General features: G+C 55.6%; 1 protein-coding gene. It reads right to left on the bottom strand.

Annotation, left to right across the window (positions count from 1 at the left end; all coding sequences use genetic code 11):
* A partial coding sequence (locus AC1D0P_RS28375) for an alcohol dehydrogenase catalytic domain-containing protein (protein ID WP_477679785.1) occupies positions 1-196 on the bottom strand: 196 nt, incomplete at its 3' end.
* Positions 197-509 lie beyond the last annotated feature (313 nt).

Below are 509 nucleotides of genomic sequence, written 5' to 3'. Positions count from 1 at the left end.
CATGCGCGGAAATCTCATGTCCCATCACACGCGGATATTCGAGAAAGGGGTGCTTGCCCTCATAGATGTGATAATCCGTGCCGCAAATGCCGATATGACTGATGGCAAGCCGCACCTCGCCCGGCCTGAGCGCGCCCGGCGCATCTCGATTGATCACCGCCAAATCGCCAGGCGCGTTGCAGATCACTGCTTTCATTTGGAAATTTCCTTTGTGGGCAATCCCTTGCGGCCTGCGGTCCGCCTCGGATAGGGCCAAGCTGTGCGAACAGCATTCTGCATATTTGATTTTGTCTTTTATCTACAATATACAATTAGCCGTCAATGACAAAACGCGCGCCGCTGCCGCGCGTCGTAAAGGGAACGAAAAGACGGGAGTAGGTGCTGCATGGCTCGGCAGAACACAGTGTTCAAGGAAGCCTATAATCGCTGCCTGGGCGATCTCGATGGCAGGCAAAACCTGCCCTCGGAGCCGGAACTCGGAGAGAAATACGGCATCAGCCGCACCACGG

This window comes from Polaromonas sp. P1_G2 (genome assembly GCF_056405515.1).
The sequence above is the reverse complement of the archived record's forward strand: the minus strand, read 5'-3'. Positions and strand labels throughout refer to the sequence as shown.